Here is a 12424-nt window from a genome sequence, read left to right as displayed (position 1 = left end):
ACCAGATGGTAATATAGACTTCATAGATAGAATAGATAACCAAGTAAAGATAAGAGGATTTAGAATAGAGATTGGAGAGATAGAAAATATATTATTACAACATAAAGATGTTAAAGAAGCAACAGTTATAGTAATAGAAGGTAAGGATACGTATATTTGTGCTTATATAGTAAGCGAAAAAGAAATTAATGAGTTAAATTTAAGAGATTACCTAAAACAAAGCTTACCAGAATATATGATACCATCCTACTTTGTAAAACTAGACAAGATGCCAATAACATCTAATGGAAAACTTAATAGGAGAGCACTTCCTAAACCAAACTTAGAAGACAGATTAACGAGTTATGAAGCACCACGAAATGTTATAGAAGAAACTCTAGTAAGAATATGGAGTGAAGTTTTACAGACTAAAGAAGTGGGAATAAATGATAACTTCTTTGAAATTGGAGGATATTCATTAAATGCAATAATTTTGTCTGGAAAGATTAGAAAGGAACTTGGAATAGAGATTTCTATTACCCATGTATTAAAATATCAGACTATTAAAGAGCAGGCACAGCTAATAGAGAAGACTCGAAATTATGAAGCAATAGTTCATGAAGAGAATTATCCGGTTTTACTAAATTCAAAAAGAGACAAGTCTTTGTTCTGTTTCCCTCCAGTTGGAGGACATGCTGCTACCTACAAACCTATTTTACCGTTTATAAATAATTATGCAGTTTATGCAATTGATTTTGTAAATAGTAATGTAGATAGTTATGTAGAACAGATATTAAAAATTCAGCCTGAGGGAGATTTCTATCTGCTTGGTTATTCTGCCGGTGGTAATGTTGCTTTTGAAGTTGCTAAAGAGTTGGAGAATAGAGGACATGAAATTGCTAAGTTAATCATGGTAGATTCAATTCAAAAAGGAAGATCATCATCTATTAATGAAGAAGAGACGAAGAGATTAGAGACTGAATTTATCATAAAGAATGGATGGATGTATTTACCAGAAGAAATTAGAGAAGATATGCTGCTTAAAGTCAGAGAGTATTTTAAATTTTGTCAACAGATAATAAATTCAGGCAAAATTAATTCGGATATTAATGTAATACTATCTGAAGATACAGCTCCACATTTGTCAGATGGACAATACTGGAAATATATGACGATGAATGATATTTTCTACTATAAGGCAAAAGGAACACATTTTGAGGTTTTTGATGAGAGAAACTTAAAGTATAATGTTGGAATTATTGATAGCATTATTAATTCATAAAGCAGTAATAAATATTAGATTGGAGTATAGAATATGATCGAAAAAGGACATTCTGAAGATTATTTTAATGAAGATAGAAATTTTTGGTGGAATAGAGATTATTTCGAATTATTAACAAAAAGATGGGGGTTGAGTAAATATTCCAGTTTGTTGGATGTAGGAAGTGGACTCTGCCACTGGAGTAAACTTTTTAGCAATTACTTAAAACAGCCAGTGGAAATTGTCGCTTTAGACTACGATCCTAAATGGGCAAAAGGTAATTCAGAGTTAGAGGAATACTTTTATAGAAGAAATGCAACCATTAAATTTATGCAGGGAGATGCTGAAAATTTACCTTTTGAGGATAACACTTTTGATATTGTAACATGTCAGACTGTGCTTATTCATTTGAAAAATCCATTAAAAGCTTTATCAGAAATGAAAAGAGTATTAAAAAAAGGTGGAATTTTAATCTGTGCAGAAATGAACAATATTGCAGGTGCCTTGGCGAAAAGCACTATCACAGATGATGAGGCTATAGAGGAAACTTTAGACAGACTTAAGTATTATTTGATGTACGAAAAAGGAAAAAGGATATTGGGTGAAGGTGACAATTCAATAGGGGATCTTTTGCCTGGATATTTTGCTGAGACTGGATTGGAATCAATAAAAGTTTATCTATCAGATAAAGCAAGTCCTATTTTTCCACCATATGACACAGAGGAAGAGAAGACTTTTCTAGATACATTTAATGAATGGCTGGAAAATGATGAAGGCGAATTTGATTACCAGCAGGCACTAAGATACTTTAAGACTGTAAGTGAGAAAAAAGAAGATTTAGAGTTTTTTCACAAGCAGTGGCAGAAAAGAAAAGAAGAAGCAAGGATGCAAAATGAACAGATTAGAAAAAAACAATTCAGCACAGGCGGAGCATATGTTATGTATGTCATTTCAGGTATAAAGGGTGAAGAATAAAATGGTCGATAATAGTATGAAATTAGATAGAAAAAATGTAGAGAACATTTCACCATTAACGAATATACAAGAAGGGATTTTGTTCCACTATCTGATGAATAAAGAGAAAAATGAGTATTTTGAGCAGCTTTCTGTTGACTTATATGGCAATGTTGATATTGAAGTTTTTCAAAAAGCATGGCTTAAAGTTGTGGAAACCAATGAGATGTTGAGAACACTATTTAGATGGGAAAACATAGAGCATCCCATTCAGATTGTGCTTAAGCATTATGATTTACAAATTCAGTTATATGATTTTATAAATTCTGAAAACAAGGAAAAAGAGCTGGTAGAGATAAAAGATAGAGATAGAAAACTTGGATTTGATTTGAGAACTGTTTCTTTTAGAATTATGCTGTGCCGCATAGAAGAAGAAAAGTATGAGATGATCATCAGCAGTCACCACATCTTATATGATGGCTGGAGCACAGGCATACTGCTAAAGGAATTTGATGAAATGTACTCTTGCATACAAAATGGCAAAGAACCTTCAGTACTAAAGAAGACAAAATTTGCAGAGTTTATCAAGTGGAATCGTCTATGTGACGATTCCTCAATGAAAAAATTCTGGGTGAATTATTTAAAATCATACGAGTTCCTTGAGAAAATGCCAGTAAAACAGTTGAGCTCAGAGTGTGCAGAGATATATTCAAATAGCAAGCTGAAATTAGATTTAGACATGTATAAGAATATTAAGAGTTTCATTAACTTAAATCAGTTGACACTGGCTGCTTTGATTTATAGTGCCTGGGGAATTTTATTGCAGAGATATCAGAATTGTGATGATGTTATTTTTGCAACAGTTGTATCCGGCAGGAACTGCCCAGTGAGTAATTTAGAAAATGTAGTTGGTTTATTTATTAATACTCTTGTGACCAGGGTTAAAACTGAAGAAAGTGAAAGTATTATTGAATTGTGCAAAAAAATAAATCTTAATATTAAAGAGAAAGTTGAATATGAGAAAACTCCGCTTATAAATCTAAAAAAATATCTGGAGATAAAAAACGACGCAGAGTTATTTGAATCTATTGTTGTTATTGATAATTATCCAATGAATATGCTTAGTGGCTCTGGAGTATTTAATTATGGAGACTTTATTATGAATGAGACCAGCAATTATGACTTGACACTGGGTGTTATGGATCATGAAGGAATAGAGCTTAGTTTAACTTATAACACTTCAAAATATAGTAGAGAGATGATAGAAGCAATGTTGTGTCATCTTTCAAATATCATTGAAGATATTATAACTAATTTGATGAAAAAGGTTGAAGATATAGATATGCTTTCGCCTCAGGAAAAAGATGTTATATTATCAGACAAATATTTGGACAATATAGAATTTCAACCTTCTACCTTAGTAAAACTATTTGAAGAACAGGTTAATGAAAATTACAATACTTTGGCACTTATTAGTGATACAGGGGAAAAAGTATCTTATGGCAGGCTAAATGAGGTCGCTAATATGGTGGCTGACAGTTTAATAAATGCAGGGTTAGTAAATGGAGAGCCTGTTGCCATAATAATGGAAGATGTTTTTATGGTAATAGTATCAATGCTGGGAGTTATAAAAGCAGGTGGTGTATTTACCTACATTGATACTGAATATCCTAAAGAAAGAATACTGACTATATTAAATGAGGTATTACCTTCAAAGATATTGATAGATAAAAATTTCAAGAAAGCCAATGAGGATATATTGGAGTCTTATAGCAGAGAAAACAAGTGCGATATTTTTATGGTTAGTGATGAAAAAGTTGATGAGAGAGGTTATAGATATATATGTATAAAGGATGATGCAGTTTCTTCAAGTAATCCTAATATTTATATTGATCCTGATTCACCTGCTTACATAGTTTATACTTCAGGTTCAACTGGACAACCTAAAGGAATAGTACAATCTCATAAAAGTTTTTGCCAATTTTTACAGTGGCAGAGCAGGCAATTTAATATTACAAGGGGAGAATGCTTTTTTCAGTGGGCTTCTATAACATATGACGCTTCATATTGCGAAATCTTTGGAAGTTTATGTTTTGGTGCTTCTCTTTTAATAACTGAAAGAAGTAAAAAATATGATCCTCTTCAACTAGTAAAAATACTTGAAGAAAATAATGTAACCATTCTTCAGGTTGTACCAAGTTATTTTAGACAGATTATTGAAGTCATTGAAGAAGAAAAAAAGTTAGGGCACTTATATTCACTTGACAAGTTAAAAAATATTTTATTTTCAGGTGAGAAACTTCTCTCCGAACTTATTTGGAGATGGAAGGAAATATATCAATCAAAACATAAAATAACAAATTTATATGGACCTACAGAAACTGTTTTGGCAACATTTTATCCATTGTCAGATATTGTAAACAGAGAAACACCTGTTTACGTAGGGAAAGTAATAGATGGACGAAGAATTTTAATTCTTGATAAAAATATGAGGCTGTGTCCAATAAATGTGCCTGGGGAAATTTATATTCAAAGTGAGTATCTTACTCTTGGATATTTTAAAAATCCCGTAGAAACAAAGAAAAGATTCTTAAAGGATCCTATATTACCTCATACAGGTCCTGATGTTTATCGCACTGGAGATATAGGAATGTTGCTCCCTGATGGCAATATCCAAGTACTTGGCAGAATTGATAACCAGATTAAACTGAATGGAATGAGAGTTGAGATTGATGAGATAGAGCGGGTGCTTAACAGCCATGAAACAGTCCTTGAAAGTGCTGTTGTCTTAAATAATATAAGAAATACCCAGCAAATGCAGCTGATTGCATATATTGTTCCAAAAAAAGAAATTAAAGTAACAGAATTAAGAGATTATTTTAGGAGATTTCTTCCAAGGAATATGGTGCCTCAAAAGTATGTTTTAATGGAAAAGCTTCCTAGAACACACAGTAATAAAATTAACAAGAAAGAATTGATTCAAACAAAGGATGTTAAATTTCTTCAGATAAATGAAGAAAAGATACTACCTGAAAGCGAAACGGAAAAGGAAATATATCTAATATGGAGGGAGTTATTAGCAATTGACGAAATTGGAGTAGACGAAAACTTCTTTGACATAGGAGGAGATTCCTTATTATCTATGCAATTAACAAACCGCTTAAGGAGTAAATTCCAACAAAATATAACGTTGAAGGATTTCTTTAAAAACCAGACAATAAGAGGTTTAGCTAATATTTTGAACAATAACAATAATCAAGAAGACATACAAGAAAAAATTGCTCAGAACTTAAAGAAAGTTATGAATTTATCAGAAGATGAAGCAAATGAATATTTAAAAAAAGTTAAAAAAAATAAAGTATAGAGGAGTAAGAAAATGAATAACGAAAAAAATGTTTGGAAATTAAAAATGGATTTTTATACAGTGGAGGATTTAAGCTATTTATTAGAGAATAAACCTAAAATTGAACTGGATGAGACTGTTGTTGAAAAGATAAATGCAGGTTCAGACTTTGTAATGGATATGGTTAAGAATGACATGTATATTTATGGTGTAAATACAGGTTATGGTTCTTTATGTGAGACAAGGGTAAAGCCTGATGAAATAAAAAAACTTCAAATTAATCATATTTTATCACATGCATGCGGCATTGGTGAGATAGTACCAGAGGAAGTTTCAAGATTAGCATTACTTATAAAGTTACTTACATTCAGAAGTGGTAATACTGGTGTATCTTTAAAGGTTGTTCAGCGTTTCGTTGATTTGTGGAACGATGATATCATTCCAACAATTCCTAAAAAGGGAACAGTTGGTGCAAGTGGAGATTTAGCACCATTGGCACATTTAGGTTTACCAGTAATTGGACTTGGTTCAGTTCATTATAAGGGAGAAATTAGAAAGACTTCTGAAGTTTATGATGAAATAGGCTGGAAAGTCATAGAGCCTGAACCTAAAGATGGTCTAGCTATAACAAATGGTGTTCAATACATTGATTCCTGGGCAGTATTGTCACTTATGAAAATAGATAAATTGATCAAATGGTCAGAATTAATTGCTTCTCTAAGCATACAGGGATTTAGCTGTTCAGAAACATTCTATAGTGAAATATATAATAAAACATCTTATCATACTGAAAGACATGATGTGGCTGCGAACTTAAATAAAATCTTAGAAAAAAGTAATCACTTTAAATTACCAACATGTAATAAATCAAAACAGGACCCATATTCTTTCCGTTGTATACCTCAAGTTCATGGAGCTATTCGTCAGACATATAAATTTGCTAAAGGTGTCATGGAAAGAGAATTAAATGGTATTTCTGATAATCCCTTATTCTTCCCAGAACATCAGAAAATTCTTTTTGGTGGAGCATTGCATGGTGAATCTACGGCCTTTATGATGGATTTTCTTGCAATTGCATTAAGTGAGTTAGTATCCATATCAGAAAGAAGAACATTCCAATTGTTCTCTGGCAACAGAGGGTTACCAAGCTTTTTAGTTTCTAATCCAGGTCTAAATTCCGGATTTATGGTAACACAGTATTCTTCTGCCGCTTTAGTAAATGAAAATAAAGTATTATGTACACCTGCCAGCATTGATACTATTCCAACTTGTCAGATGCAGGAAGATAGTGTAAGTATGGGAGGAACATCTGCTTATAAATTGACTACAATCATTGAAAATAGTGAGTATATTCTTGGTAATGAATTATTTGCAGTAGCACAGGCAGTAGAGTTGAATAAGGGGTTGGTTCTATCTCCTATAACTCAGGAAATATACAATGAGTTTAGAAAAGAAGTGCCTTTCATACAAGAAGACTGCATTATGAGTGTATATATGGAAAAATCAAGAATGTTTTTAAGAAATCACATAAATGATTGGATAGATGGTTTAAGATAACTTTTGACTACCGCACTTTTTAGTGCGGTTTAATCCACCATATAACTGTAGAATTGGAGGGGAAGTTAAATGAATGAGATATTTGAAAAGTTAGAGGAGTTATCAGCTGAAAAGAAAGAATTGTTTGCCGAAATGCTAAATGAACAAGGTATGAGCTTATTAGATTTACCAATACCATCATTCTGGGAAAATTCTAAGAATAGATTTCCTCTGTCTTTTACTCAAAGAAGATTGTGGTTTATTGAACAATTAGAACCTAACCTGCCGGTCTATAATTGTTCAGTCAGCATCAGGCTTAAAGGTGAAATAGATTTTAATAGTTTTGAAAGGGCATTAAATGAAATAATTGACCGCCATAAAATATTAAAGGCAAATTTTATTGAAATTGAAGGTAAACCTGTTCAGTTCATTTGTGAAGATTATAAATTAGCTGTTTCTGTGGTGGATCTTTCTAATCTGGATTTAAAGGAACAGGAAGATAAACTTAAAGAATTGGTTCAGAAAGATGCATCTTATATTTTTAAGTTAGATCATGAGCTTTTAATTTGTGGAACACTTTATCGTCTAAGCTCCTATGAACATGAATTCTGCCTGACAATGCATCATCTTATATCTGATGGATGGTCAACAAGTATAATGATGAAGGAGTTTGCTAAGATTTATGATAATATTGTTTCTAATAAGCAGATAGAGCTTCCGGAGTTATCAATTCAATATATGGATTATTCAAAGTGGAAGAATCTTATCTGCTATGATAATACATTTACTGAGCAGAAAAAATATTGGCTAAATAAGCTGACTGGACACAATTATGGAGAGATAGTCACAAACAAACAACGACCAGCAGTATTAACTCATAATGGTAACAGATTTTCTTTTGAGATTGAGGATAAACTTCTTAAGGATGTTAGAGTTTTTTGCCAGGAGTACCATGTAACTCAATTTATGTTCTTAATGGCCTTAATGCAGATTATGATCTTTCGTTATACATGTTCTAATGATATTTCAATAGGGACTACTGTGGCAAATAGAACTAGAAAAGAGCTTGAAGATCTTATAGGTTTCTTTGCCAATACCATAGTAATAAATCAGGAAATGGATGGAGATAGTGACTTCCTTATGACAATGGAAAATACAAAAAGGTCTGTAATGGAAGGTTTTCAGTACCAGGCATGTCCTTTTGATATAGTAATAAACCAGCTCAATATAGAAAAGGACTTAAGCCGCAATCCGTTATTTCAAGTAATGTTTTCCTATCAAAGCAACATGGAATGGGAGTTGGAGTCTGGCGGACTTAAATTTGATGAATTGAAATCTGTTTATAACAGAACTGCCATGTTTGATTTAAAATTTGAATTTATTGAATCCGAAGAAAAGATTAATTGTTCTATTGATTACAATGTTGATTTGTTTTATTCAGACACAATAGAAAAAATGGCAGCAAATTTCATTAATATTTTAAAAGATGTAATAAACAATCCAAAAGTAAACTTAAAAAATATCAATATGCTGGATAAAGAAGAGAAAGAACGTATAATTCACAAATTTAATAATACAAATGTGGATTACCCTGATAATAAGACAATACATCAATTATTTGAGGAGCAGGTTCAAAGGACACCGGATAATATTGCTTTGGTATTTAATGGAGAGAACATGACTTATAAAGAATTGAATAATAAGTCAAATTACGTAGCAACTTCTCTTATAGCAAATGGAGTTGGAAATGGTGATAATGTTGCAATAATGGCCAATAGGGGATTTGAAATGATAATTGGTATGATTGCAATTTTAAAAGAAGGAGGAGCATACGTACCAATAGATCCAGAGTATCCCCATTCAAGAAAGGAATATATAGTGAAAAATTCAGATGTTTCACTAGTTTTAACCTGTAAGGAATGTAAACATAAGAAAACAATAGGAAATTGTAAAGAGGTTTTAATTGATCTTGACCATACAGATGATCATTATTTTGAAAATCTCAATATTAATAAAGATTCTAAAGAATTTGCTTATACAATTTATACTTCAGGCTCAGCAGGTACACCAAAGGGGGTAATGATAGAGCATCATTCAGCTGTTAATTTAATAAACTGGGTAAACAGGACTTTTAATGTTAATAATAAAGATAAATTGCTTTTTGTCACTTCTATATGCTTTGATTTATCGGTATATGATATATTTGGTATTTTAGCTGCAGGCGGACAGATAGTTATTGCAGGAGAAGATGAAATAAGGAATCCTGAAAAGTTATTGAATATTATCAAAAATGAGAAAATAACATTTTGGAATTCTGTACCTTCAACAATGAGTTTTTTACTAAATGCTAAATTTAATGATACTTCTTTACAAGAATCCATTAGACTTGTTTTCTTAAGCGGAGACTGGATACCAACAAAATTACCAGATAATATTAGAGTATCTTTTCCAAATGCACAAATTATAAGTTTAGGAGGAGCAACAGAAGGAACTGTCTGGTCAATATATTATCTAATCAATGAAGTAAATAAAAACTGGTCTAGTATTCCTTATGGTAAACCAATAGATAATAATTATTTTTATATATTAGATAAGTATAGAAACCCTGTACCTTATGGTTCAGTAGGAGAACTTTATATTGGCGGAGTTGGCGTGGCAAGAGGTTACTCAAATGATTTAGCCAAAACAGAAGCATCCTTCTTTTTAGATAGTTTTAATCCTAATGATGGAAGCATGATGTATAAAACGGGAGATATTGGAAGATACATGCCTGATGGAAATATTGAGTTTCTAGGAAGAAAGGATAATCAGGTAAAAATTCGAGGATTCAGAATTGAGATTGGAGAAATTGAAAACCAGTTATTAAAATTTGACTTTATTAAGGAAACAGTAGTAGTTTTAAAAGAATATAAAGATAATAAATATTTATGTGCTTACATTGTGACAGATTATGAAGTTGAAGATAACAGAATTAAGGAGCAGCTGTTAAAAGAACTACCTGCATATATGATACCTGCATTTTTTATACGAATTGACAGTATGCCGTTAACTAGGAATGGAAAGGTAGATATAAAAAGTTTATCAGAACCTAAGAGAAATGGTTTTAATACAGGGGATTCAGACAAGATTATCAATGATGTAGAAAAGAGGCTTCAAAAAATATGGAAAGAAGTACTGGATGTTGATGATGTTTATTTGTTTGATAATTTCTTTGATTTAGGTGGCAATTCGTTAAATTCAGTGATGTTACTAGCAAAAGTTCAAAAAGAATTTGAAGTTAATATATCCTTAGTTTCATTTTTTCAAAATCCAACAATAAAAGGTATTGAGAATCTCTTAAACTCTGCTGATGATGAGTATTCAGCAAGTAATTTAAAGACTGCAAAAGAAAAGGAACTTTATCCTCTATCAATAGCTCAGCAGGGGATATATTTAGCGCAGGCATTAGAACCTGATAGTATAAGATACAATATACCAGTGGTATTTAAAATTACTGGAGAGCCGGATATATCTAAGATGGAGAACATAATAAATAAAATTATACAAAGACATGAATCATTAAGAACTATTATTACAAATTATAATGGTGAAGCAGTACAGAAAATAATTAAAAAAGTGGATTTTAAAATTAACTATATAGAGAAAGAGTGGGATGCAGATATTGATGATGTATTAATACAGGCTATTAAACCTTTTAACATGGAAGGAGTTCCACTTTTGAGAGCAACTTTATTTAAAGCTGGATTTCATGAATATTATATATTATTTGATATTCATCATATTATTTTTGATGGTATCAGCGTTGAAATATTAATTAAAGAGTTTAATTTGATTCATAACGGAATTGAGTGCGAAAATCTTAGATTCCAGTATAAAGATTATTCAGAATGGCAGAAAGAATTTATTAAATCCCAGGAAGAAAAAAATCAGGAAGAATTTTGGATTTCTGAGTTGTCTTCAAAGATATCAGATTTAAGATTGCCAGTTACAAAAAATGACGTCTATGTTAAACGTAATTTTGATGGAGAGTATTATGATATGCATTTGGATGCTTCTATAATGGAGCAGATAAGCAAGACAGCTAAAGAAAATGAAATTACTCTACATATGTTTTTTTTAGCAGTTTTATATTTACTGCTTAACAAGGTAAGTGGCAATGAAGATATTTTAATAAGTATTCCGCTATCAGGAAGAAGACGTGCTGATTTTGAAAAAATTATAGGAGTTTTTATCAATACAATGCCATTAAGATGCAAAATATCAAAAAATATGCTATTTACAGAATTTTTGAAAGAAGTAAAAAATATTTCTTCCAGAGCATATGAAAATCAAGAAAGTCCGTTAAATCTTGTTCTACCAAAACTAAGTGAACAATCTCAGGAGACTTTAAGGCATTTACTGGATAACGTAATTTTTGAATTTAGAGAAAATGAAATTCAAGACAACGACTTACAAATGGATGGATTAAAGTTTCATCGATACAATTTAAAGGTAAATACTACTCATTTTTTATTGGACTGGATGGGAATTAATAACGGCAGAGACGTTTTATTTAGGATCTTATATAGAAAAGAATACTTTGAAAATACTATGGTACAATACCTGGCAGAGCTTTATGTTGAATTAATTAAAAAGATTATTGAGAATCCTAAGATTAGAATCAAAGATATAGACATATCATGTAACTCTGAAAAAAGATCTATTGGATTCGAGGATGAGCTAAAATTTGATTTTTAATAATGAAATTAGGATACTTATAGAATACAAAAGAATGTGTCATGTCCTTAATTAGGTCAGTTAGCAGACTATTAACAACCTGTATGTAGGCATATTTTTGCTTATATACAGGTTGTTTATTATAGAAAATCAAAGGAGGAACTACTGTAAAAAAATATAAAGAAATGCGGTAGTTTTAATATACATTTTAAAGGGAGAGTTAGATTGAGAAATGATATAAATGTTTATTCAGAAATTGGAATATTAAAAAAAGTATTAGTACATCCAGGGTATGAATTAGAAAAATTATCCCCAAAATTTTCAGACAAGCTGTTATTTGAAGATATTCCATATATGGAGGTAGCAAGGGAAGAGCATGATATGTTTACTAAAAACTAAAGGAAAATGATGTTGAAGTAGTTTATTTAGAAGATTTGTTTGATGAAAAATTAAAAGACGAATTAGTTTAATAGGTTGTACTTTTTATAAACTTAATGCATACTTAATGATTTTTTAGAAATACTAAAAAAGGTAATAGTAAACTATAATAGTGCATTTTTACTTGAATAATTTTACAGTTAAATAACTAATGAGATTCCTAAGCTATTTTTAGCAACTTTAAGATTTTTTGTACC

General features: G+C 30.9%; 6 protein-coding genes. All 6 read left to right on the top strand.

Annotation, left to right across the window (positions count from 1 at the left end):
- On the top strand, window positions 1-1261 hold a 1261-nt coding region (locus tag BM119_RS18680), incomplete at its 5' end, for a thioesterase domain-containing protein (RefSeq protein ID WP_242948474.1).
- A gap of 33 nt (window positions 1262-1294) precedes the next feature.
- Window positions 1295-2215, top strand: coding sequence for a class I SAM-dependent methyltransferase (locus BM119_RS18675; protein ID WP_090043225.1), 921 nt, complete (start codon window positions 1295-1297; stop codon window positions 2213-2215).
- The gene (locus tag BM119_RS18670) at window positions 2205-5558 is read left to right on the top strand and encodes a non-ribosomal peptide synthetase (protein WP_177199509.1); all 3354 of its coding nucleotides are present in this window, start codon (window positions 2205-2207) and stop codon (window positions 5556-5558) included. Before BM119_RS18675 ends, BM119_RS18670 begins: the two co-directional genes overlap by 11 nt.
- Window positions 5559-5570: 12 nt before the next feature.
- On the top strand, window positions 5571-7094 hold the full coding sequence (locus BM119_RS18665; protein WP_207647694.1) for an HAL/PAL/TAL family ammonia-lyase: 1524 nt from the start codon (window positions 5571-5573) through the stop codon (window positions 7092-7094).
- 69 nt (window positions 7095-7163) lie between these two features.
- On the top strand, window positions 7164-11810 hold the full coding sequence (locus tag BM119_RS18660; RefSeq protein ID WP_090043223.1) for a non-ribosomal peptide synthetase: 4647 nt from the start codon (window positions 7164-7166) through the stop codon (window positions 11808-11810).
- Between the two features lie 204 nt (window positions 11811-12014).
- Complete coding sequence (locus BM119_RS19680; protein ID WP_242948473.1) at window positions 12015-12188, top strand: hypothetical protein; 174 nt, start codon at window positions 12015-12017, stop codon at window positions 12186-12188.
- The last annotated feature ends 236 nt before the right edge of the window (window positions 12189-12424 follow it).

This window comes from Clostridium frigidicarnis, assembly GCF_900111985.1.
GTDB lineage: Bacteria > Bacillota > Clostridia > Clostridiales > Clostridiaceae > Clostridium_Z > Clostridium_Z frigidicarnis.
This window is presented reverse-complemented; position numbering and strand designations above follow the sequence as displayed.

What these genes read in the sequence shown, in the direction of transcription:
- BM119_RS18675 (WP_090043225.1), top strand. Translation starts at nt 1,295, where the DNA reads ATGATCGAAAAAGGACATTCTGAAGATTATTTTAATGAAGATAGAAAT.
- BM119_RS18665 (WP_207647694.1), top strand. Translation starts at nt 5,571, where the DNA reads ATGAATAACGAAAAAAATGTTTGGAAATTAAAAATGGATTTTTATACA.
- BM119_RS18660 (WP_090043223.1), top strand. Translation starts at nt 7,164, where the DNA reads ATGAATGAGATATTTGAAAAGTTAGAGGAGTTATCAGCTGAAAAGAAA.